Consider the following 22,447-nt stretch of genomic DNA (forward strand, 5'->3'; position numbering starts at 1 on the left):
GAGCGCCAGCTGGACCTTGAATACCTTGAGCACCCGCTGGTCCCTGAGCACCTTGAGGTCCTTGAGCACCAGCCGGTCCTTGAGGTCCAGTAGCACCTTGAGGTCCAGTAGCCCCAGTAGCTCCTGTTGCTCCTCCTCCAAGGCAACCTGACCCGTATTGAACTAGGATAGTTTGGATCTCTGTTATGAGTTTAACTAGTTTGTCGATAGTGCAGCAATCTACTTTGAATAACTTAGCGATATACAATAAATAATTAAGCAAGCTTTGTAGCTCAACGTACAATGCTCCGCATGAGAAAGGTTTTGTTTTTAAAATAGTTAATAGATTAGCGATAATAGAATTTCCAATTTGTTTTTGTGCTGGAGATAAATCTAAGCAATTGAGGAATTTTTGTAGGTTATTTAGGGCAGCAATCAAGTTATCGATATTATTTTGAGAAGGGTTTTGAAAGACAGCTTGAATAGCTTGGCCAAGAGATTGAAGAAGTCTAACGAATTCTGTAAGTTCGGACTTAGAGATGTTAATATAACTACAAGCTCTGACTTCGCAACAATCATTACCATAAAATACTTTTCCTTTATTTTTATTGTTCATCTTTTCATTCCTTTCTTTCATAGAATCAATAGTCGTTACTATATATTAAAATGAAATGTATACTAAATTCGTGATGGACAAACTACCATTTCTAAAAAAATAAGAAATTGGCCCTCTTAGCAAAAATAAGTAAGATAAAGAGAAAGTTTATATAATGTAAAGACGAAAAATTCAACATAAAAAACTGCATGCTAATTGTTGTAGGTATTTAACAATTGGCATGCAGTTTGTGGAGGAGTACCTCATTTGTAGTCATTTAATCTTTCAAGGGTTGTTTTAGGTAAAATTGGAATTGAAATAGTGAAAGTTGTACCATCTTGATTACTGGTCATTTTTAATGTACCGTTATGATTTTGAATAATTTTCTTCGTTACTGACAAGCCCAGTCCTGTGCCCGAATCTTTTGTTGAGAAGAATGGATCAAAGATATACTCTTGAATGGCTGTTGGAATACCAATTCCATTATCAGTGAAAGTAATACGAACAAAATTATCTAGGCGATAACTAGTAATTTGGATAGAAAGTTTTTTTTCACCTTGAGCATCGACAGCATTCTGAAATAGGTTTAAAAAAACTTGTACAAGTTCATGACGATCAATATGGACTAATACATCATCTAATTCGGTAGAAAAATTATAATCAATTGAAATATTATGTAAAAAGACTTCACTAGCTAGTAACTGTTGAATATACTCACGTAAAAATGTATTAATAGGAAACGGTTCTCTTGTAAATTCGCGTGTTTTTGAAATAGCTAAAAATTTTGTAATAATACTATTTGCGCGGTCTAATTCAGGAATAAGTAAGTTTTCAAATAATTCTTTATTAGATGGAGAAACAGTTTCTTGTAAAAATTGTAAATAACCTCGTACGGTTGTAAGAGGATTACGTACTTCATGTGCAATCCCAGCTGCAATTCGCCCTGCTAAAGAAAATTTCTCTGCATCACGTTCTGTGTTTAAATAATGAAAGACACTAATAACTCTAAAAATCTCTCCGTTATAATCACGAATAATTCGGTTATTTAAAATGCCATAGTTTTTGTCTAAAACTTCTTCATTATATATTTCTGTTCCCGTTCTTAATGTTTCAAGAGCTTTAATTTTTTCTTCTGGCAATTGTAGTAATTGTTGAATTGGCTTTCCGATTATATCATTTCGTACTACACCAAAATCATCTGCTGCAGCTTGGTTACATAAAGTGATATTTCCTTTAGCATCAACAAAGGTTACATGATGTGAAAAAGCATCAAAAATATGAATGAAGTATGTTTCAAGTTGCTCAAATAAAAATAATGAATCGCAAGTAAGTTGAAAATCAGCCTCTTTATTCTCTTTTTTTATGTTTTGAATGGAATGAGTCGTTCTCGTTTTCTTTATTTGTAAACCAATATGTGGATTTTTGTATGTGAAATGATGTGGTAATTGATTCACAAGTTCTTCATAAAAACGTACTTTATTTTCTAATTCTTCTATTCGTTTTTCATGAGATACAATATCATCGTTTGGAAGCATAAATAAATAACCCCTCAATTTAAAAATTCTTCCATCTAGTATATCATATTTTTATACGGATACTCTTAAAGAAGGGGCTACTTAATAAAATTGATTAGCTGAAGTGTTCGGGAAGTGAGTAGAATGAATAGAAGGTGAAGTTAAAAAGGGAGGGATATATTTGCTTTTCATTGGAGTGACAGGGTGGGGAGATCATGATTCTTTATATATAGATCCCTATGAAAATAGAAATAAATTACGAACATATAGTGAGTATTTTCCTATAGTGGAGGTGGATAGTTCATTTTATGCGATGCAACCTGCACGAAACTATACAAAATGGGCAATGGAAACACCGAAAGATTTTGCTTTTATAGTAAAAGCATATCAAGGAATGACAGGACATATGAAAGGTGAAATCCCTTTTTCTACGTTTGATGAGATGTTTGATGTGTACAAACAATCCATTCTGCCTTTAATAGAAGCTGATAAATTAAAAATGATTTTATTTCAATATCCACCATGGTTTGATTGTAAAAAGAAAAATGTGGATTTTCTTCGATATACGAAAGAAAAAATGGAAGGTTTACCGTGTGCCATAGAATTTCGAAATCAAACATGGTTTTATCCCGAAATGAAAGATAAGACGATACAGTTTCTAGAACATGAGAAATGGATTCATACCATTTGTGATGAGCCGCAGGCCGGGATAGGTTCGGTACCGCTCGTATTAGAAGTAACGAATGCAGAGATGGTGTTAATACGTTTTCATGGTAGGAATGTTCATGGGTGGCTTGATAAAGGGGAAAATTGGAGAGCGGTTCGTTGCTTATATCGCTACAACAATAAAGAATTAGAAGAATGGGTAGAAAGACTAGAGCAATTAAAAAAGAAGACAAAGGACATATATGTACTATTTAACAATAATTCGGGCGGAGATGCAGCGGATAATGCGAAACAGCTTATGAAAATGATGAACATTACATATGGTGAGCCGAAGCCTGAGCAATTAAATTTGTTTGAATGATAATAAACAAGAAAGGCACTGTACAAACAGGGGGAATGTACAGTGCCTTTCTATATGAAAAAGAGGGGTAACAATGTTACTGAGCGTTTGGTTGATTCATCAATTGTTGGCTTCGTAATAAATGATAATGGTTATCATTATCATTGTCAATAGTTTTCCGAAAAATAAATAAAAAACTTTTTATGAGACATTAACGGGTAGGAAGATTCCTGATAAAAGGTTTAGCTGAAGCAAAGAAGTTTTTCGGGGGAGAATGCTAGTAAACTCCTAATAAAGTATCAAAAAAAAGAACAGCAATTAATGCTGTTCTTTTCCAGTGACGAATTGTTGTAAATCAAAAGGAGTTATCGCTTGGATAAACTCTTTTGAGATAAGTGTTTGAACAAGAGTACTTTCAGAAATGGAAGCACCTGTTTTCTTTTCATAAGCTTGTTTTAATAAATCAAGTTTTTCAGCCGTATCTTTCGGTAATTCAATTGTTAATGTGTTCATAATTTCTCCCCCTTACTATTAGAGTACCACTACAATATAGGAGAGACAAGAAAAGAGAATGTGAAACATAAAAAAGGTTACCATTTATAAATGGTAACTTTTTTTATGTATAAGAGTTATTAAGCAATACCGATATACTTTAAAGTTTTTGATGGAGTACTATGATCAAAGAAGTGTTGTAAAAATGCGATATCAACACCTGATTTGTATGCACAATATCCCCAAGTTTTTCGAAGTGTATGTGAGCTAATCCCTTCTAATCCAACTTCTTTTGCAGCTTTGTTTAAAATGTACCATGCATGTTGTCTCGTAATAGATTTCGTTCCTTTTTGAGACTTTAATAATGGTTCATTACGTTTCCAAGTTTTACGTTCTTTCATGTAGTCTTCGATCGCGTGCTGCAAGTCTTCATTTACAGCAAACCATTTATGTTTCTTTACTTTTTCATTGTAAAATAAAATGGAATGGCGAACATTTTCATTTTCATCGATTACATCACTAACTTTTAATTGTAAGATTTCACTTACTTTTAAGCCAGAATTTACAGCTAATACGAATAATAAGCCATCACGTTTCGAAGATTGTAAAAGTATATTTTTGATAGTTTCTAATTGTTTTTCATTTTGAATAGGTTGTCCTGCTTGTTTCATTTCACGCACTCTCCTCATTTATGTGTGTAAAGGAAAGGATTAACTTGTTTCCTACTATAAAGGGAGAGTGTGAATTTCATGTGAACTCCTAGTGAAATTAAGACAAATTATTTGACTTCTTTTACTTTTTGTAAATTAAAGTAGAATACAACACTATTAGTCGTGTTATATACACCGTACTCGGCATGGTGGAGGTCTAAAATGTTTTTTACAATTGACAACCCGAGACCGGTACCTCCAGTATGACGGCTACGAGATGCATCTAAACGGTAGAAACGATCCCAAATTTTTTCAAGACTTTCTTCAGGGATAGGGTTTCCTGTGTTTTCGATTTCGACTTTTACTATATCTTCCAGTTCTATAACGGAGACGTGTATTTTTTCTCCATCTGGCGTATAGCGAATTGCATTGCTAAGTAAGTTCACAACGACTTGCTCAATACGACTACGATTCGCGTTAACGAATATAGAAGAGTCTACATCTACGTTCACTTGTAAATGCTTTTCCTCCATGCTAAATAATAACTTTGTATAGACTTGTTGAATTAATTCACCGATTGAGAATGTCGTCATATCTAGTTTGTACGTACCAGATTCTAGTTTTGCTAATTCTAACATTTCAACAATAAGTCTGTTCATGTTTTCTGTTTCTTCTAAAATAACATCTGTGTAATACGTCGTATCTTTACTAACGCCATCTTTAATTCCTTCTGCGAAACTTCTAATTACACTAAGTGGTGTTTTTAATTCGTGTGATACACCAGAAATGAATTCTTTTCGCGTTTTCTCTAATTGACGTTCACGTTCAATATCTTGTTGTAATTTTGTATTGGCAACATTTAATCGATCGATTCGGTCTTTTAAGTTTACAGATAACGTATTAATACTACCGGAAAGCCCGCCAATTTCATCGTCTGCTGTCACAGGTAATTTTTCACTAAAATCAAAATTGGCCATTTTTTTTGTAACGCGATTCATTTTAATTAATGGTTTCACAATGATTTTTGAGTAGTAGAAGGATAATAAAATAATTACGAGAAATACGATGATTAAGGCATAGACATAATAATCCTTTAAAACGAGCATCGCTTCATTAACAGGTTGTAAAGATGCTATCGCAAAAGCGTATTCTGTAATTTTTCCATTTTCCACAATAGGTTTTACAAAGATACTATTTTTTATATTCTCTCCACCATCTATTATATAAGTGTTTAATTGGTGTGAATTAGCAGTGCCATTTCTAATAATCTCTGCAAAATATTGAACGGCTTGTAATGTTTCAAAATCATTTGCAAGACGAACATCTGCTTTGGATGGAAGCTGTAACTTAGATACGATACCAGTAAACTCAATTTGAGTCACAGTTTTGGATCGGCTTGTAAGTCTATTTTTAGCAGGGTTTCCATTAATGGATTGAAAATCTGAGTTGACATTTTCGTTTTGCCATCGATTATAGTTTGTTGTCAATTCTAGTGGTGTTATGGTGGAATCTTGTACAAAACCGACGACGTTTATCATCCCATCTTTTTTCAATCCTAAGTTTTCGAATTTATTATATTCTTCTGGCGTTAAAACATTATTGAGTGGAATGGAATATGCTTTATTATTTTTAGGATTAATTACATCAATGTAGAAATTATTGTCACTTTTAATAATGCCGTTCGTATTTAAAAACTGCATTTCAGCATTTGTTTTATCATGAAATTCTTGTTTTAGTTTTCGAATTTCCTCATAAGTTTTACCACTTTCTTCGTAAGTATTTACGAACTTCTCAAAAGCAGTTTGAACTGTTTTTACTTTTTTATTAATGTAAAATTTCTCTAAAAATAGCGATTGTCCTAAGAAAAAAAGGAGGAATATGATTGTAAATAATGTTGATGTTAATAAAAATAGTTTAAAGACGATACTTCTGTTTTTCACTGCGTCACCTCTTGTGAGAAATACTGTAAATGATTTCTTTATTATAACAAACGTTACAAAAAAGTAGAGGAGAAAATCTGTCTCTTCCGAAAGTAGTTTTTAGTAAAAAGTCACATAAAAAGAACTCGACAGACGTATGACGAGTTCTTTAATGTATTATTGTTGAATTGCTGCATCTAAAGCGATTTCAATCATTTCGTTAAATGTAGTTTGACGCTCTTCAGATGTTGTTTCTTCACCAGTGAAAATGTGATCGCTTACTGTTAATACAGATAACGCGTTTACACCGTATTTCGCTGCTAATGTGTAAAGAGCAGTTGTTTCCATTTCTACTGCTAGTACACCATAATCTCCAAGTTTTTTAACCATGTCCATGCTTTCACGGTAAAATACATCTGCTGTTAAAACATTACCAACACGAACGTGTAAGCCTTTTTCAGTTCCAGCATCGTAAGCTTTCTTTAAAAGGTCAAAGTTTGCAGCTGGTGCAAAATCAAAACCTGGGAATGTTAAACGGTTCATATTAGAATCTGTACAAGCTGTCATTGCAATAATAACGTCACGTACTTTTACGTCTTTTTGAATCGCACCACAAGTTCCAACGCGAATTAAATTTTTAACTCCGTAGCTTTGGATTAATTCGTTTACATAAATAGAAATAGAAGGTACACCCATACCTGTACCTTGAACAGATACGCGTTTTCCTTTATAAGTTCCAGTGAAACCTAACATACCACGCACGTTATTATAGCAAGTAACGTCCTCTAGAAATGTTTCAGCAATATATTTTGCACGTAATGGATCACCAGGTAATAGAATAGATTCAGCAATTTCGCCTTGTTTTGCTTCAATATGTACACTCATGAAAAGTCCTCCTTATAATGTATTGATAGAAATCAATATCATTTGCATTATACACTATCAATCCTTTCAATTAAAATCTTTTAATTATTTGTAATATGTGCAAAGTAGGAGGATTTCATAAATCATAATCTAGAATATATATGTAAGAAGTTTTGTATGAACAGAGACAATAAAAATGGTAGGTGATGTTTTGAAAAATCTTGTCATTGGACTTGTTGCTTTGCTATTTATTGTAGTAGGCGGATTTTACATAAAAAAGTATCAGGAAACTACAGAGACTGTAGGTGATGTTCAGGAAGTAAAATGGGATGTGTCAAATGGAAAAGGAAATGAGAAAGTAGATATTTTGTTTCAATTGCTAAATAATAAAAATAACGAAGTTCGTGGTGTGAATGATCAAATTCGGGCAGTTATTGTAGACGGACAATTAAAACATGTACAACAAATGAAACCTACATTTGCAGGGAATGGATCATATAAGGTATCTTCCAAAATAGCGAAAGATGAAAGATATACAATATTTTTATATGAAGACAAAAACAAGTCTGTGAAATCATTTGCGAAGAATGATTTTGGGAGAGAAATAGAGGAGAAAAATAAGGAAAAAGTAAAATTTCCAATTGATAGTGTGCTTACAAAAAAAATAGGGGAGTATGAAGTTTCTCTATTATTTGGTGCATTGCATCCGAATGAACCAGCGACGTTAACATTTCAATTCCAAGCGAAAAAGGGTGAGAAATTGAAATTACATTCAGAGAGAGGAGAAGTGGAAGCGCTCTATATCGTGGACGAAACGAGAGAAAACTTTTTATACGCAATACCTGTTGATACAGATGAGCAATTACAATACCGTATTACATTTCCTATAGAAGGAACGTATAAAATATGGGGAGATTTCTATATAAATGGTAAGAAATATGAAAAAGAATTTATTGTACAAGTTCAAAAAAGAAAAAACAGCTAAATGTTTAGCTGTTTTTTCTTTTTCCTATTAATTTTGTTACAGAGAGCATTGTAATTGGTAAAGAATGATTCTTTCTAAATGCTAAATATTTACCGCTCCATGCTGGTTTATATTTTTCTTTAAAATGACGTAGCCCGCTGAAGCTATACGTATAACGAACATTATTAAAGATGGCAGCAGCAACTCGTTCGGACCAAAAAGATTGTGTCGATAAACCTACATTTGAAAGTGGTGCCATACCAATATTAAAGGAGTGGTATTCATTTTCTTTTGCCCACTGGAATAGGTGGATGAAAATTGCATCCATAATGCCGCTAGGTGCATCTGGGTAATAGCGCATTAAATCAACAGACAATGATCCGTCTTGATATACGGGCATAAAGGTTGTAAATGCAATGATTTTTCCATCAGCATCACATAATGTAGCGATAGGTGCTCGGCTAATATATTCACGATCAAAGTATCCGAGTGAAAAACCTTTCTCTTTTTTTCCGCCGAGCCACGCATCTGAAACTTTTCTTAACTCTTCAAATAATTCGTTTGAGAATGGTGGCTGATGAATAGAGAATGTATAGCCTTCTCGTTCGAAACGGTTGAAAGTCGCTCGCATACCGGCTCGTTTTTTTCCTGTTATTGTAAATGTGTTCAAGTCAACGACAGCTTCTTCACCAAGTTTAAAGAAGTTGTAACCAAAATCATGATATAAACTCATCCATTTACTTTCTATTTGGTAGAATACACAAATGTATCCAAATCGATCAGCCTCAGCTAAAAACTCTTGTAACACAGTACGGTAGGAGGAAGGATCCCCAATTGGATCACCTAGCACAACGAGACGTTTTCCAGTTATAGAGAAGAGAAGGAGCGCTTTCCCATCACTACTGAAGAAAAATTGCTTATCTCCTAAAAATCCTAAATGACTAAGTACATTACCATCATGTTCATCTAAAAAGTTTTGCAACCTTTTATCATTAGCTGGTTGCCCAGGAAATTCATTTCGATAACGATTGGCAATGAGTGAGCCAATCAGTAAAAATGTAGGAACGAAAAAGGCAGCTGCTAATGCACTTCGTTTCACTTGCGTAATATTACGAACGACAAAATCAGGTTTAAAAGCTTCTTTTGCACCTGCAAATAAAATACCTAAGTTTTTATATAAATATAAAGTTATGAGTAAGAATATAAAAACTTTTACGATATCAGAAAGTGAGACTTCCATTTTCTCGCGTACAAATCTTTTACGAAGCATATATAATACAGCGAGTACGATTAATAAAATAAACGTCTCTTCAATATCAATCCCTTTTAGCGTATTAAAGATGGCTGCTCCGATTAAAGAAATAATGGTCATATAGTAAGAACGCTTTGTTCCATAATATATCCCTCGCGAAAGGATCAGGAGGAGAATACCAAATGTTAGTGATAAGCTAAAAGAAAATTGAATAAGATGTTTTGGAGCTAGAATATGTAAGGCGTGTGCTCTGTTTATACTTGTCGGTAGAATGGTTGATAAAATAACCATTAATCCAGCAAATACTGTTAAAGCAGCAGAGGCCCATGAACCTAGTTTTCCTAAAAAATCACGCTGCAAAGTCCATATAACACCAGTTGTTTCTAATGCAGGCGCAATAAAAGGTTTATCTTCAAACTTTTTAATGGCCACGCCTGTCATTTCAAAAGCTGCAAAAATAAGACCAAGGCAGAAAGGTAAAATGTAATAGACGAGGCGATATAATAACATAGCAGGTAGTAATACGCCTGTATCAATGCCGTATTGTCCGAGCCCAGTTAAAAAGACAAGATCAAATGAACCAAGTCCACCAGGAACAAGACTAACAACACCAGCTAAAGCAGCAATTACATACACACCTAAAAACTTTTGAAATTCGATATCGATACCAAATAATATTAGTATGACGTACATAACAATACCGGCAGATACCCACTCAACTAATGAAACTAATGAGTATAAAACAGTTGGATTTTTTTCTTCTTCTCCTTCCCCTTCTTCTTGCCCTTCGGTTTGCTTTGGTTTTCTATTTTTTAGTTTAGAAAAGCCAATGTATATAGGGACGAAAAGGGCGAAGAAAATAAGAACAGGCCATAGCCACGGTTTTTCATGCAAAATAAAACTTGTGTCTAATATTCCAATAAGACCGAGGAAAGAAAGAATTGCGAGTCCGTTAATAAAAGCAGTTGTCATCCAGGCGATACTTTTAATAAGTTTGCCATTTTCTTTTATGTATGGACGATAAAGCATTGTGCGTACACCAGCTCCAACGAGACCACCAAACCCAATAAATCCATTTAAAGTATTAGCAATCCATGAGATACGAAAAATCTTTTGGACTGGTATATCAGCTTTTAAATAACGAAGCATAACATAGTCATAAAAGAACATTGTTGATACGGCAAATGCACCAAGTGTAATTGCTAAAAATACTCCTCCGGTTGGAATGTTTTTAATTGTATTGATTGCTTCTAAAAAAGAAATGCCTGCTAATTCTTTTTTTGCTTGAAAGAATACAATTGTTAATACAACAAATGGGAAGATAATTTTCCCGATTTGTAAGAAACGTTTCCATGAAAACGACATAAATACAACTCTCCTTGTATAAGAAAACTGAGACAATAATATTATTATGACAAACTTCAAGAAAAATAAAAAGGTAAATTCCTGTATAGGGAAGCTATTTTTTATATGGGTTATATTTAAAAGAGTATTTCGTTTATCAGAAAGTTAAGTTAAAATGAATTGAAAGAAGGAAGAGAGGGGAAGTAGATGATTATAATAGGTTATGCGGGATATAAGTTAGAGAAAGCGAAACCTAATACATCAGAAGATTTCTTTAATAGATCTGAAGTGACATATATATTAAATAATAAAGAGAGAACTTTTTCCGTTTTATACGTTCGATATTTTGAAGAAGTTTTACAAGAAATTACTCCTTTTGAAGGAAATCCAGTATGTAAAGTAGAAGAACAAGACATATATTTACGGGATATTGTAGCGATATGTTGTTTACTGAAAGAGAATGAGCATCGCATGCAAAAACGTTTATATTTAAATAATATAGAAGCATTCCAACAATATTTTGATGAGGAAACATTGGTGAAAGTACAAGAAATATTAGCTGAATTACATAAAAATAAAAGAGTAGAAATAGCGTAAAATGGCAAAGGAGAGGGAAAAAATGTCTAATCTAATGGTTGAAAATCAAACAGAACAAGTTTCTATGTTTTTAGAAGACGTTATTACTTTGATAACCAATTATGTAAATTATCATACGTTGCCTTCTTTATTAGAAGAAAAACCAGCAGGGAACGAGCAATATTATAAAGGGTTATTAGCATCAATAAGACGTCTTCTCGTTTTTTGTGAAGAAGGACATGATGCATGTTTTGTTTTGTTAAATAGCCAGCCATTTCGAAAAACAGCAGCTGAGAAAATTTTATATAAAATTTATCATCAAGTAATTGCAGAGTTTTTCTCACCAAAGAGTGATCATTGGTATGAAAATAGTCGGTCTGCCTATACAGGGAAAAACTCCATCGTTTTTCAACAAACGCCACCAGCATCTATAGAGCAAGTGATGAAGAGTTTAGAAGGAAAATTTCAATTGATGCGTGAAGAACTAGAATATTATGAGACGGATTACCAAACAAAGATGTTACACAAATATTAATTGCGAAAAAGAAGCTAAGGGGACTTAGCTTCTTTTCCTTTTGTAAAGTTATATAAGGGATTTCCTTTGAATATATTTATGGGGATAGCATTAAGGAGGTGTAACATGAGTCAGCAAGGTGTATTTACAGATTACTTTCATGAAGTAGAAAGCTGGTGTGAAAGTGTTCTTCACGTATTAGATAGCCGTGCAATGGAAGTGTATGATGTCCATATGCTTGCCTATAAAATTCAAACGTTATTAGATCGTATGAAAGAGCATGAGTATGATACAGATGCAGAGTTTATGTATGAAATAAGTGATGATGTAGAACATATTCAGCATCATTTGCAGGAAGTATTCGTGCAAGGAGAAGAGGAATATGAACTATATGAAAGAGGGGATAGTGAACGAGCTGTTCCAATTGGAGGGCATACACTTCCACCATTACCTTATCCGTATAATGCGTTAGAACCGTATATTTCTAGAGAAATTATGATGTTACACCATGATAAACATCATCGCAGTTACGTGGAAGGATTAAATAAGGCAGAGAAAATGATGGAAGAAGCGAGAAAAACAAATCAATTTGATTTAATTAAGCATTGGGAAAGAGAAGCGGCTTTTCATGGATCAGGTCATTACTTACACACGATATTTTGGAATAACATGAAAAAAGATGGTGGCGGAAGTCCAAGAGGGGCTCTTTCACAACAGATTGAACAAGATTTTGGGAGTTTTTTACGTTTTCAAAAACATTTCACAGAAGCAGCTTCTAAAGTGGAAGGATCGGGCTGGGCGCTTCTCGTTTGGGTACCACGATCTGGAAGATTAGAAATTTTGCAGAGTACACTTCATCAATTATTTACACAATGGGATACGATACCGCTCCTCGTGCTAGACGTGTGGGAACATGCGTATTATTTACAATACCAAAATCGAAAAGATGAATATATTAAAAACTGGTGGAATGTTGTAAATTGGCCTGATGTAGAAAAAAGATTTGAAAGTGCGAAACAAATTGAATGGACACCGTATTAGACGCAGGTTCTCTGCGTCTTTTTTATTAGAAGGAGAAAGAGATTTCGTTCATATTTTAAAAGGCCAAGCATACACTTGTACAAAAAGTGCCAAAAGGACGTGGGGGGAAATATGAGACGAATTTGTGTAATAATCACGCTTCTTATTATGTACGCAAGCGTTATACCAATTCCTACATATGCAAAGATGAACAGTAATGTCAGTGCTCGAAATGCTGTATTAATGGAGCAACAGTCCGGTCGTGTATTATACGGAAAAGCAGAACATGAGCCACAAAAAATTGCTAGTATAACAAAAATTATGACAGCCTTGTTAGCTGCTGAATCAGGAAAAATGAAAGAAATGGTATCGGTTAGTAATGAAGCGGTGAGAGTAGAAGGATCAGCAATTTATTTAAAGCCTGGACAGAAAGTGAAGTTAGAGGATTTAGTATACGGACTCATGCTTAGATCTGGTAATGATGCAGCACAAGTAATTGCTGAAAATGTAGGAGGAAGTATAGAAGGGTTCGTATATTTAATGAATGAAAAGGCGAAACAAATTGGAATGAAAGATACTCACTTTTCAAACCCACATGGTTTGGATGGAGATGGATCCCATTATTCATCAGCCTATGATATGGCACTTTTAACAAAGTATGCAATGGGGAACGAAACCTTTAAGAAGATTTTTGGGACAAAAACGTATAAATCAGATTCGTGGGATTATCCGTGGAAAAACAAACATAAACTCGTGACATCTTATTATGAATTTGCGACAGGAGGAAAAACGGGTTTTACGAAGAAAGCAGGACGGACACTTGTTACAACAGCATCAAAAGATGGACTAGATCTAATTGTCGTAACTTTGAGCGCTTCTAGCGATTGGGATGATCATATGAATTTATTTGATAAAGGTTTTGAACGTTTCAAGCAAACGAACGTTGTAGGACAAGGAGCTCTTGCTGAAATAACTGAAAAGAAATATGCCAATCATGTATATACAAAAAATAGTTTTGCGGTACCATTAACTGAGCAGGAAAGAAAGAATGTCGTATTAAAAGTTGAACTTGATAAAAGTGCAAAACTTAAAGATGGAGTAAAGGTTGGGAAGACGGAAATTTATGTTGGCAATGAGAAAGTTGGAGAACGGAATTTATTTTATAGTAAACGAAAGTTAGTAGCTACAACGGGAATGTATTGGAATAATGTGAAAGAAATTTTTTCTCATATGATAGGTGTTGGGAGCGATGGTTAATCTCGTATGGGTAGCGATGGCAGTCATAGGGATTGTATATGCCATGATAAATGGAACGATGGAAGCAATAAATAAAGCCGTATTTGACGGAGCAAAAGATGCAGTAACAATTTGTATAGGACTTATTAGTGTATTAGTATTTTGGCTCGGTTTAATGAAAATTGCAGAGGAAGCAGGGTTGTTAAAAAAGTTAGTGTCACTTTTTATGCCGATAGTAAAAAGGTTGTTTCCAGAAATACCGAAAGATCATCCGTCAATGGGATTTATTTTATCGAATATGATGGCGAACTTTTTTGGGTTAGGTAATGCAGCAACCCCTCTTGGTATTAAAGCGATGGAACAATTGAAAGAGTTAAATGGAGGGAAGGATTCGGCGAGCCGTTCTATGGTGACGTTTCTCGCATTAAATACATCAGCGATTACTTTAATTCCTACTACTGTCATTTCGATTCGAATGACGTATGAATCAGCGAATCCTACTGAAATTGTTGGGGTAACATTCATTGCACAAGTACTCTCTATGATCGGAGCGATTTGGATTGACCGCTATTTTTACCGAAGAAGGAGTAGGAAGGGGCGGAAAAAATGAGTATTGTCAATACGATATCATTATGGGTAATCCCTTGTGTAATCGGTTTTATCCTTTTATATGGCACGATAAAGAAAGTGCCGACGTATGAATCGTTCGTTGAGGGGGGAAAAGAAGGGATTCAAATTGCGATCTCTATTTTACCGTTTATGGTTGGAATGCTTGTATCTATTTCGATTTTTCGGGCGTCTGGAGCGTTAGATGCAATGATATCAGTAATGAAGCCGATGTTAGATTTAATTCATGTCCCAGCAGAAATTGTTCCACTAGCACTTATACGCCCTATTTCAGGCTCTGCTGGTTTAAGTATTACGACCGATTTAATTGCCACATATGGGCCAGACTCGTTTATTGGAAGATTGGCTTCTACGATGCAAGGGAGTACAGATACGACTTTTTATATTTTAACAGTATACTTCGGAGCTGTTGGAATTAGAAAAATGGGAGATGCATTAAAAGTAGGACTTTTTGCCGATTTAATCGGGATTATTTGTTCAATTGTGTTTGTTTCTTTAATGTTTAAGTAAGGCGGCTATTCATTTTTTATGCTATTTCGCTTATAATACGTATACGACCACTATTAAGGTGTTGCTTAATAGTGGTTTTTTTATGCGGTATTTTTGACAAAATGATGAACTTTTATTGTGAGCAATATGAAGAATATGGACAATAATAAAAGGTAAAAACATGATTTGCCCTTTATATGTTTATTATCATCGCTATGTTGTTTAAGTAAGATGAAGCGAATAGCCGTCAAGCGTATGCGGTTGCCAAGTCTTTCTAATGTAAGGTAAGATAAATTCGAGGTGAAAAAAGAAATGGAACGATTACAAAAAGTGATTGCGCAAGCAGGTATTGCATCGAGAAGAAAGGCTGAGGAATTAATTCAGCAAGGAAAAGTAAAAGTGAATGGAAAAATAGTGAAGGAGTTAGGAACGAAAGTAACTCCTCAAGATAAAGTAGAAGTAAATAACATCCCTCTTGAAAAAGAAGAACCTGTTTATTTTTTACTATATAAACCAACTGGCGTAATTTCAAGTGTATCAGATGATAAAGGAAGAAGTGTTGTAACAGACTTTTTCCCTGAAATTAGACAACGTTTATTCCCAATCGGACGTTTAGATTATGATACGTCTGGCGTATTATTGATGACAAATGATGGGGAATTTGCAAATGTATTAATGCATCCAAGATATAAAGTTGAAAAAACGTATGTTGCAAAAATTAAAGGGCCATTAACAGGTGAGAAAATTCGCATGTTAGAACGAGGTGTTGCATTAGAAGATGGGAAAACAGCACCAGCACAAGTGAAAATTATTTCTTGGGACAAGCGTAAAGAGACTGCGATTGTACAATTAACGATTCATGAAGGACGTAATCGTCAAGTACGCCGCATGTTTGAAGCGCTAGATTGTAAAGTAGTGAAACTAAAGCGTGAACGCTACGCCTTTTTAGAAGTGGGTAGCTTGCGCCCTGGTGATGCGAGAGAATTGTCACCACATGAGGTGAAACAATTACGTGCATTGGCTTCTACAAAGCCGCGCTAATCGATAGTGTGAAACTTTCACCAGTGGAATGCTCCGCTGGTGATTTATTAAAAAATACATATATTTATCACTCGTCGAAGAGAGGGGAGACAATATGAAAAAAAATCGCTTATTATTTCGCGTTATGATTCTACTCATTTTATGCGGTGCTGTAGGATTTACACTTTATCAAGGATATTTCACTAAAGAAGAGAAAATGCAAATCGGAAAAGAAGCACCTAATTTTGTTGTAACAGATTTAGAAGGAAAGAAAATTGAATTAAAAGATTTAAAGGGAAAAGGTGTATTTTTAAACTTTTGGGGCACTTGGTGTAAACCGTGTGAAAAAGAAATGCCTTATATGAACGAATTATATCCAAAGTATAAAGAAAAAGGCGTTGAAATTATTGCGTTAGATGCAGATGAAACGGATATTGCTGTTAAGAATTTTGTGAAACAATACGATCTTAAGTTCCCAGTCGCAATTGATAAAGGTGGAGAAATTATAAAAACGTATGGAGTAATACCGTTACCAACAAGCTTCTTGATTGATAAGGATGGTAAGGTGATTCAAGAGATTAAAGGTGAACAAACGATAGAACAATTGGAAGAGTATTTAAAGAAAATTACTCCGTAATAAAGAAAGCCTTTACATACGAGGCGCTTACCTATAGCGTCTTCGGTTTAAAAATTCTGAGTATTGCGGTAACTTGAAGGTAGAATATACAATAGTACATATAGATATAGGGGCGGTGAGAGTGTTGAAAGAAATTAAGTGTGAATGTGGACACGTTAATCCGATAGGAACTGTTTTTTGTGAAGCATGTGGGAAACCATTTGAAAGCAATGAAAATATAAAACTATTGGATATGCGCTATGAGGGGAGTGCTCGGAGATCTCTCACGCAAACAAAAACGATAGTCGATAAAATTTGGAGCTTTTTCTCTTCTGTAAAAGTGGGTGTATGGCTCATTGTAATCACTTTAGCTGCATCAGCGATAGGAACTATTTTTCCACAAGAAATGTACATAACTCCAGGAATTGCACCAGCTGAATATTATAAGCAAGAATACGGATTTTTAGGGCAATTATACTATCAATTAGGATTTAATAATTTATACGGTTCATGGTGGTATATGATTTTAATTGCTTCAATTGGTATTTCACTTGTGATATGTAGCTTAGACCGTGTCATTCCACTTTATAAAGCTTTAAAGAAGCAAGGGGTGAAAAGACACCCTAGCTTTTTAAAGAGACAAAGATTATACGGCACTGGTACACCGCAAGATGGTGATTTGGAAAGAGTCCAAATAAATTTAAAGAAAACGAACTATAATGTGAAAGTGGAAGACGGTAACATTTTAGCTGAAAAGGGACGGTTTTCACGCTGGGGTCCATATGTGAATCATATCGGTCTCATTATCTTTTTATTCGGTGCAATGCTCCGTTTTTTACCGAGTATGTACGTAGACGAAGCCCTTTGGTTACGTGATGGTGAAACGAAAGAAATACCAGGAACGGATGGGCAATACTACTTAAAAAATGAGAAGTTTATAAAGGAAGTTTATGATAAAAGTAAGGACAAGGAAGTTTATGATGAAGCGATTGATCGTGTAGGCGATAAAATGATTGCGAAAAATTTCCAAACGAATGCGGTATTATATAAAGCGGTCGGCGAAAATATAGCAGGACAAAAACCTAAACTGGAAAAAGTAAAAGAATCGGAAATTCGAGTGAATGAACCGCTGAAATTTGATCAATTTGCTGTTTATCAAGTGGATTATAAAGAAAATGAATTTAAAAGTATGTCCTTTAACCTGCAAAACAAAGAAAATAATCAAAAGTGGGGACCGATCAAAGTTGATTTAACGAACCCTACAGAAAAATATGATTTAGGAAAAGGTTATTCTTTAGAACTATTAAGCTATTTCCCAGATTTTTATTTTGACGAGAATGGAAGACCAAATACGAAAACGAAATTACCAAACAACCCTGCATTTGTGTTTAAAATGTTTACGCCTGAAACACCAGATGGTGAAGTGAGTTTTGTCGGTATTCAGCAAAATATAGAACCTGATGGAAATAATAAATATAAAATGTCGTTTGCAGGTGTGGAAATGCAAAATGCAACAGCACTTACTGTAAGGAAAGATTTAACGCTTTGGATTCTCGGTATTGGAGGATTTATATTTATGGTTGGTGTCATTCAAGGGATGTATTGGAATCATCGCCGTATTTGGATACAACGCGTTAATGATGAATGGTGGATTGCAGGACATACGAATAAAAATTGGTTCGGTTTAAAGAAAGATATTGAAAGAGTACTAGAAGGTACAGCAATTCCGCAGCCAATCGATAAAGTAGTGGATAAAAAAATTAGTTAAGGTGGGGAAACGATATGGTGCAAATAAGTAGTAACTTTCTCTTTACCGCATTTATTTTATATTTAATTGCAACTCTATTTTTCGGGGGAGCAATTAAAGAAAAAGGTCATAAATGGGCAAATATAGGAATAACGATTACAATTTTAGGGTTTATTGCACAAACAGTATATTTTGTTACAAGATGGATTGCATCAGGACATGCACCAGTTAGTAACTTTTTTGAATTCGGTACATTTTTCGGCATGATGCTTGTCGGAGCATTTATTGTCATGTATTTTATGTATCGCGTAAGTATAATCGGACTTTTTGCATTACCAGTTGCACTTTTATTAATTGCCTATGCAAGTATGTTTCCGAGGGAAATATCTCCGCTTATTCCTTCTTTAAAAAGTAATTGGTTGCATATTCACGTGACGACTGCAGCAGCAGGACAAGCAATTTTAGCAATTAGTTTTATTACAGGCGTTATGTATTTATTGAAGAATGTAGATCAATCAACGAGAAGCAAACGTACATTTTGGTTAGAAACGGTAGTGTTCACACTTGTTTGTACAGTTGGTTTTATTGGAGTGACAACGGTATTTTCTAGTATGAAATATGAAGCGAAGTTTCAATGGGTTGATAAAAATGAACAACAAGTGGAAATGAAGTACAATCTTCCGGCTTTAGTGGGACCGCACGAAGGAAAGTTATTGACAGAAAATAAATTAGAGCCGACAGTTGAAGTTCCGGCGATTGTAAATGCGAAAAAATTAAATACAGTAATTTGGTCTGTGTTAGTTGGGACATTACTTTATATTGTATTAAGACTTGTTTTACGCAAACGAGTATCGGCAGCACTTCAGCCGTTAGTAAAGAATACAAATAGTGATTTACTGGATGAAATCGGATATCGTTCTATTGCAATTGGATTCCCTGTTTTCACATTAGGTGCATTAATTTTTGCCATGATTTGGGCTCAAATAGCGTGGACACGTTTTTGGGGTTGGGATCCAAAAGAGGTTTGGGCGCTTATTACTTGGCTCTTTTATGCGGCGGTATTACATTTACGCTTATCAAAAGGGTGGCACGGAGAGAAGTCAGCGTGGTTAGCGGTAATTGGTTTTGCAATCATTATGTTTAACTTTATTGTAGTAAACTTAATTATCGCGGGTTTACATTCATACGCATAGAGAAATAAAATAGGAGAGTGAATGTCACTTTCCTATTTTATTTTTGTCAATTTTTCTTCTTTTTTGAGAAAAACATGACAAAGTAGCGGTTGATTTTGTAAAATGATGTCGAGGACATTATATCCTGTTCAAAAAAAATACATAGTTTTGGAAAAAAATTGAACAAACTTTATTATTCTTGTGAAGCATAATATGGGAAGTGAAACATTTAGAAGATTGCTTAAATAAACGAGAATAGCGCAACATACTAGTGTAGAAGGGTAGGTGTAAACCGTTGTGGTAAAAGTACGCAACGGGTAGAAATGGAAAATGAATCAAGAATTTTAATTGTAGACGATGAGGATCGTATTCGTCGTTTGTTGAAAATGTATTTAGAAAGAGAACAATACACAATTGAAGAAGCGGACAATGGTGATACAGCTTTAGAAATGGCACTGCAAAATGATTACGATTTAATCCTATTAGATCTTATGATGCCAGGTAAAGATGGTATTGAAGTGTGTAAAGGGGTTCGTGAGAAAAAAGCGACGCCAATTATTATGTTGACAGCGAAGGGTGAAGAAGTAAACCGAGTACAAGGGTTTGAGGTAGGAACTGATGATTATATTGTGAAACCATTTAGCCCACGTGAAGTAGTGCTTCGTGTGAAAGCGGTCTTACGCCGTTCTGTACCAACAACGTTCTTTACACAAGATACAACGACAAAAGATGTTACTGTGTTCCCTCATTTAACAATTGATAATGATGCACACCGTGTTACAGCAGATGGTAATGAAGTAAACTTAACACCGAAAGAGTACGAATTACTATTATTCTTAGCGAAAGCGCCTGATAAGGTATTTGATCGTGAGCAATTGTTAAAAGAAGTATGGCAATATGAATTCTTCGGAGATTTACGTACAGTTGATACGCATGTAAAGCGTTTACGTGAGAAGTTAAGCAAAAAATCACCAGATGCTGCGAAGATGATTGTTACCGTTTGGGGCGTAGGTTACAAATTTGAGGTTGTGAACGACTGATGCTTTGGAGAAGTGTAGTAGGGAAGTTATGGATGACTATATTACTTCTCGTTTCGTTTGTTCTTGGATTTGTTGCGATTTTACTTTCACAGTTTTTTAGAACATATTATGTTGATATGAGTGAAGCTAGGCTTCAAAAAGTTGCAACAAGTGTTTCAGAGTTAATTGAAGAAGGTGCCGATGTAAAAACGATTGAGAATATCGCGTACAAATTCTCTGATCCACTTTCAAGGATCATTATTGTAGAAGATGGTAAAGAAATATCTTCTTCGCCGAAACAAGAAGGATTAGTCACTCTTACAATGGATGATTTGAAAGAAGACAAAGAATTAGCGGCTGTTTTTACAGACAAAAAAGAAATTAAGAATAACATTAGAAAAGCCTCTAATAGTAGAAAGAATAAAAACACTGAAAATGATATTATGATTGTCGGAAAACCAGTGCATTCAAAAAATCAAAGTGCAGTGTTCGTATACGAATCTTTACAAGTACCGATACAAGGTATGGAGAGAACGACTGATTTTATATTCTTATCAGCAGGGATTGCGATTATATTAACAACGTTCTTTGCATTCTTCTTATCTACTCGAATTACAGCACCACTCCGTAAAATGCGTGAGGTTGCTTTTGAGGTCGCGCGTGGGAAGTTTGATGCGAAAGCACCTATGGTATCTCAGGATGAGATTGGTGAGCTTGCAACGGCCTTAAATCAAATGGGGAAACAGTTGAAGTTTAATATGAATGCCCTGCAGCAAGAAAAAGAACAGTTAGCAAGTATTTTAAGTAGTATGGCAGATGGGGTTATTACGTTAAATCAAGAAGGTGAAGTCGTTGTAATTAATCCGCCGGCTGAACATTTCTTACAAGTTTGGCAAGAGGAAAAGGAAGTAGAGCTCAGTAAAAAACTACCTTCTGAACTTGTTGAACTATTCCATCTCGTTGTAGAAAGTGAGCAACAACAAGTGGTTGAAATTAATTTACAAAAAGGGAACTATGTAGTTCTTATGACGCCGCTTTACAATCAAACGAAAATTCGTGGTGCTGTAGCTGTATTACGTGATATGACGGAAGAGCGCCGTCTTGAGAAGATGCGTCAAGACTTTATTGCGAACGTATCACATGAACTTCGTACACCGATGGTAATGCTTCAAGGGTATAGTGAAGCGATTTTAGATGATATTGTGCAAACGAAAGAAGAAATTAATGAGTTTGTTCAAATTATTTATGATGAATCCGTTCGTTTAGGTAAACTTGTAAATGAACTATTAGATTTAGCGCGTATGGAAAGTGGTAATGTAGAGTTACATATAGGTGAAGTTGATATTCATCCTTTCGTTGAAAAAATAGGTCGTAAATTCCAAGGAATTGCAAAGGATAAAGAAGTCGCATTAACGGTTGATTTCCAGAATCCAATTGAACAATACCCGTTTGATGCAGATCGTATGGAACAAGTATTGACGAATTTAATTGATAACGCAATTCGTCATACGAATGCAGGCGGACATGTAACGCTTGTAATTAATACGAAAAATAATGGTCTTACTTTTGAAGTACAAGATTCGGGCGCTGGTATTCCAGAAGAAGATATTCCATTTTTATTTGATCGTTTCTACAAAGCTGATAAAGCAAGAACACGTGGGAAAAAAGGTGGAACGGGGCTCGGGCTTGCGATTGCAAAAAATATTGTGCAAGGCCATGATGGTAAAATTGCTGTTTCAAGTGTTGTTGGAGAGGGAACTACATTCTCTGTATATTTACCGAATCGTATAATTTAGATATACGTTTTTAAAGTTGATAATGAATAAAGTTCT

Annotated in this window: 21 protein-coding genes; 14 read left to right on the forward strand and 7 right to left on the reverse strand. The window is 34.7% G+C overall.

The window, feature by feature from the left end; genetic code table 11:
- Window positions 1-616: collagen-like protein (locus DN389_RS00005; protein ID WP_149236710.1), on the reverse strand; the 616-nt coding region annotated here is incomplete at its 3' end.
- A gap of 221 nt (window positions 617-837) precedes the next feature.
- A complete protein-coding gene (locus DN389_RS00010) occupies window positions 838-2,109 on the reverse strand; it encodes an ATP-binding protein (protein ID WP_000937261.1) in 1,272 nt (423 codons plus the stop codon).
- A gap of 160 nt (window positions 2,110-2,269) precedes the next feature.
- Here DN389_RS00010 and DN389_RS00015 point away from each other — a divergent pair, with 160 nt between their 5' ends.
- Window positions 2,270-3,115, forward strand: coding sequence for a DUF72 domain-containing protein (locus DN389_RS00015; RefSeq protein WP_000897337.1), 846 nt, complete (start codon window positions 2,270-2,272; stop codon window positions 3,113-3,115).
- A gap of 297 nt (window positions 3,116-3,412) precedes the next feature.
- On the opposite strand, the gene DN389_RS00020 is transcribed toward DN389_RS00015, so the two are convergent.
- The 4 genes from DN389_RS00020 to deoD all read right to left on the reverse strand — a co-directional run bounded on the left by DN389_RS00020 (window position 3,413) and on the right by deoD (window position 7,040).
- Entirely contained in the window at window positions 3,413-3,607 is a 195-nt protein-coding gene (locus DN389_RS00020; RefSeq protein ID WP_001094854.1) for a DUF3924 domain-containing protein, read from the reverse strand.
- Window positions 3,608-3,726: 119 nt separating this feature from the next.
- The gene (locus DN389_RS00025) at window positions 3,727-4,257 is read right to left on the reverse strand and encodes a tyrosine-type recombinase/integrase (protein ID WP_000806236.1); all 531 of its coding nucleotides are present in this window, start codon (window positions 4,255-4,257) and stop codon (window positions 3,727-3,729) included.
- 107 nt (window positions 4,258-4,364) lie between these two features.
- Complete coding sequence (locus DN389_RS00030) at window positions 4,365-6,176, reverse strand: sensor histidine kinase (protein WP_046955235.1); 1,812 nt, start codon at window positions 6,174-6,176, stop codon at window positions 4,365-4,367.
- Window positions 6,177-6,332: 156 nt separating this feature from the next.
- Entirely contained in the window at window positions 6,333-7,040 is a 708-nt protein-coding gene (gene deoD, locus DN389_RS00035; RefSeq protein WP_000110707.1) for a purine-nucleoside phosphorylase, read from the reverse strand.
- Window positions 7,041-7,215: 175 nt separating this feature from the next.
- Here deoD and DN389_RS00040 point away from each other — a divergent pair, with 175 nt between their 5' ends.
- Entirely contained in the window at window positions 7,216-8,004 is a 789-nt protein-coding gene (locus DN389_RS00040) for a hypothetical protein (RefSeq protein ID WP_046955234.1), read from the forward strand.
- A gap of 4 nt (window positions 8,005-8,008) precedes the next feature.
- On the opposite strand, the gene mprF is transcribed toward DN389_RS00040, so the two are convergent.
- Entirely contained in the window at window positions 8,009-10,600 is a 2,592-nt protein-coding gene (gene mprF, locus DN389_RS00045; RefSeq protein ID WP_060489577.1) for a bifunctional lysylphosphatidylglycerol flippase/synthetase MprF, read from the reverse strand.
- 186 nt (window positions 10,601-10,786) lie between these two features.
- Here mprF and DN389_RS00050 point away from each other — a divergent pair, with 186 nt between their 5' ends.
- The 12 genes from DN389_RS00050 to resE all read left to right on the forward strand — a co-directional run bounded on the left by DN389_RS00050 (window position 10,787) and on the right by resE (window position 22,411).
- Window positions 10,787-11,176, forward strand: coding sequence for a hypothetical protein (locus DN389_RS00050; RefSeq protein WP_098189730.1), 390 nt, complete (start codon window positions 10,787-10,789; stop codon window positions 11,174-11,176).
- A gap of 22 nt (window positions 11,177-11,198) precedes the next feature.
- Window positions 11,199-11,690: a YpuI family protein gene (locus DN389_RS00055; protein ID WP_000067570.1), complete on the forward strand. Its 492-nt coding sequence runs from the start codon at window positions 11,199-11,201 to the stop codon at window positions 11,688-11,690.
- Window positions 11,691-11,795: 105 nt separating this feature from the next.
- Window positions 11,796-12,710 (forward strand): superoxide dismutase, encoded by a 915-nt coding sequence (locus DN389_RS00060; protein WP_000082674.1) that lies wholly within the window; start codon window positions 11,796-11,798, stop codon window positions 12,708-12,710.
- A gap of 111 nt (window positions 12,711-12,821) precedes the next feature.
- Window positions 12,822-13,946 carry a D-alanyl-D-alanine carboxypeptidase DacB gene (dacB, locus tag DN389_RS00065; RefSeq protein WP_001252621.1) on the forward strand — a complete coding sequence of 375 codons (1,125 nt, stop codon included), beginning with the start codon at window positions 12,822-12,824 and terminating at the stop codon, window positions 13,944-13,946.
- Window positions 13,939-14,535, forward strand: coding sequence for a spore maturation protein SpmA (gene spmA, locus DN389_RS00070; protein ID WP_000247806.1), 597 nt, complete (start codon window positions 13,939-13,941; stop codon window positions 14,533-14,535). The genes dacB and spmA overlap by 8 nt, the downstream gene beginning before the upstream one ends.
- Window positions 14,532-15,062, forward strand: coding sequence for a spore maturation protein SpmB (gene spmB, locus DN389_RS00075; protein ID WP_000029511.1), 531 nt, complete (start codon window positions 14,532-14,534; stop codon window positions 15,060-15,062). Before spmA ends, spmB begins: the two co-directional genes overlap by 4 nt.
- 279 nt (window positions 15,063-15,341) lie before the next feature.
- Window positions 15,342-16,082, forward strand: coding sequence for a 23S rRNA pseudouridine(2605) synthase RluB (rluB, locus tag DN389_RS00080; protein ID WP_371399508.1), 741 nt, complete (start codon window positions 15,342-15,344; stop codon window positions 16,080-16,082).
- Window positions 16,083-16,176: 94 nt separating this feature from the next.
- Window positions 16,177-16,698: a thiol-disulfide oxidoreductase ResA gene (resA, locus tag DN389_RS00085; RefSeq protein ID WP_000742211.1), complete on the forward strand. Its 522-nt coding sequence runs from the start codon at window positions 16,177-16,179 to the stop codon at window positions 16,696-16,698.
- A gap of 121 nt (window positions 16,699-16,819) precedes the next feature.
- A complete protein-coding gene (resB, locus tag DN389_RS00090) occupies window positions 16,820-18,445 on the forward strand; it encodes a cytochrome c biogenesis protein ResB (RefSeq protein WP_046955230.1) in 1,626 nt (541 codons plus the stop codon).
- A gap of 14 nt (window positions 18,446-18,459) precedes the next feature.
- On the forward strand, window positions 18,460-19,617 hold the full coding sequence (gene resC / locus DN389_RS00095) for a cytochrome c biogenesis protein ResC (RefSeq protein ID WP_000250073.1): 1,158 nt from the start codon (window positions 18,460-18,462) through the stop codon (window positions 19,615-19,617).
- A 302-nt stretch (window positions 19,618-19,919) separates the two neighbouring features.
- Window positions 19,920-20,636: a DNA-binding response regulator ResD gene (gene resD / locus DN389_RS00100; protein WP_000426862.1), complete on the forward strand. Its 717-nt coding sequence runs from the start codon at window positions 19,920-19,922 to the stop codon at window positions 20,634-20,636.
- A complete protein-coding gene (gene resE, locus DN389_RS00105) occupies window positions 20,636-22,411 on the forward strand; it encodes a sensor histidine kinase ResE (RefSeq protein WP_000964666.1) in 1,776 nt (591 codons plus the stop codon). The genes resD and resE overlap by 1 nt, the downstream gene beginning before the upstream one ends.
- Window positions 22,412-22,447: the final 36 nt, after the last annotated feature.

This window comes from Bacillus sp. AY3-1 (genome assembly GCF_008368785.1).
Taxonomy (GTDB): domain Bacteria; phylum Bacillota; class Bacilli; order Bacillales; family Bacillaceae_G; genus Bacillus_A; species Bacillus_A wiedmannii.

What these genes read in the sequence shown, in the direction of transcription:
- DN389_RS00060 (WP_000082674.1), top strand. Translation starts at nt 11,796, where the DNA reads ATGAGTCAGCAAGGTGTATTTACAGATTACTTTCATGAAGTAGAAAGC.
- dacB (WP_001252621.1), top strand. Translation starts at nt 12,822, where the DNA reads ATGAGACGAATTTGTGTAATAATCACGCTTCTTATTATGTACGCAAGC.
- resA (WP_000742211.1), top strand. Translation starts at nt 16,177, where the DNA reads ATGAAAAAAAATCGCTTATTATTTCGCGTTATGATTCTACTCATTTTA.
- DN389_RS00020 (WP_001094854.1), bottom strand. Translation starts at nt 3,607, where the DNA reads ATGAACACATTAACAATTGAATTACCGAAAGATACGGCTGAAAAACTT.
- spmA (WP_000247806.1), top strand. Translation starts at nt 13,939, where the DNA reads ATGGTTAATCTCGTATGGGTAGCGATGGCAGTCATAGGGATTGTATAT.
- resE (WP_000964666.1), top strand. Translation starts at nt 20,636, where the DNA reads ATGCTTTGGAGAAGTGTAGTAGGGAAGTTATGGATGACTATATTACTT.
- resD (WP_000426862.1), top strand. Translation starts at nt 19,920, where the DNA reads ATGGAAAATGAATCAAGAATTTTAATTGTAGACGATGAGGATCGTATT.
- DN389_RS00040 (WP_046955234.1), top strand. Translation starts at nt 7,216, where the DNA reads ATGGTAGGTGATGTTTTGAAAAATCTTGTCATTGGACTTGTTGCTTTG.
- DN389_RS00010 (WP_000937261.1), bottom strand. Translation starts at nt 2,109, where the DNA reads ATGCTTCCAAACGATGATATTGTATCTCATGAAAAACGAATAGAAGAA.
- deoD (WP_000110707.1), bottom strand. Translation starts at nt 7,040, where the DNA reads ATGAGTGTACATATTGAAGCAAAACAAGGCGAAATTGCTGAATCTATT.
- DN389_RS00055 (WP_000067570.1), top strand. Translation starts at nt 11,199, where the DNA reads ATGTCTAATCTAATGGTTGAAAATCAAACAGAACAAGTTTCTATGTTT.
- spmB (WP_000029511.1), top strand. Translation starts at nt 14,532, where the DNA reads ATGAGTATTGTCAATACGATATCATTATGGGTAATCCCTTGTGTAATC.
- mprF (WP_060489577.1), bottom strand. Translation starts at nt 10,600, where the DNA reads ATGTCGTTTTCATGGAAACGTTTCTTACAAATCGGGAAAATTATCTTC.
- DN389_RS00025 (WP_000806236.1), bottom strand. Translation starts at nt 4,257, where the DNA reads ATGAAACAAGCAGGACAACCTATTCAAAATGAAAAACAATTAGAAACT.
- DN389_RS00050 (WP_098189730.1), top strand. Translation starts at nt 10,787, where the DNA reads ATGATTATAATAGGTTATGCGGGATATAAGTTAGAGAAAGCGAAACCT.
- resC (WP_000250073.1), top strand. Translation starts at nt 18,460, where the DNA reads ATGGTGCAAATAAGTAGTAACTTTCTCTTTACCGCATTTATTTTATAT.